The 531-nt window shown below is 61.0% G+C and carries 1 protein-coding gene; it reads right to left on the bottom strand.

What is annotated here, in order from left to right; genetic code table 11:
• On the bottom strand, positions 1 to 440 hold a 440-nt coding region (locus tag NEI07_RS19825), incomplete at its 3' end, for a hypothetical protein (protein ID WP_256032857.1).
• Positions 441 to 531 lie beyond the last annotated feature (91 nt).

The following is a 531-nucleotide window of genomic DNA, read 5'->3' as shown; positions in this document are numbered from 1 at the left end:
CCCGCTATCGAATTTTGCGATTTGATCGATAGATGGCGGGCAAGAACATTTCCATCGCTCGCAGACTGCGGCGCGATAGCACGGGTCCCGAGGGACTTCTCTGGCGCGAATTGCGCGCTTCGCGTTTCCATGGGCTCAAGTTTCGCCGTCAAGTTCCGATTGCGGGATATATCGCTGACTTCTGCTGCTACAGCCTCGGACTCACCATAGAACTCGATGGCAGCCATCATACAGATCAACCGCTTTCTGACGCCGCGCGCCGCGCTGCGATCGAAAGTCATGGTTATCTGGAATTGCGCTTCACCAACGACGACGTGGAAGAACGACTGGATTGGGTGCTGCAGGAAATCCTTCGCGCCGCCGATATTGCTCGCGCACAGGCGCCGCGAGCGCCCCTGCCCCGCCTCGACTGAATTATGGTTTGTGGCGCCCTCTCCCATCGGGAGAGGGTCGGACCGCAGGTCCGGGGTGAGGGGACGCGCAGCTCCACCCTCTCCCAGAGGGAGAGGGTCGGACCGGAGGACCGGGGTG

Origin of the sequence: Methylocystis suflitae, assembly GCF_024448135.1 — a bacterium.
Taxonomy (GTDB): domain Bacteria; phylum Pseudomonadota; class Alphaproteobacteria; order Rhizobiales; family Beijerinckiaceae; genus Methylocystis; species Methylocystis suflitae.
This window is presented reverse-complemented; position numbering and strand designations above follow the sequence as displayed.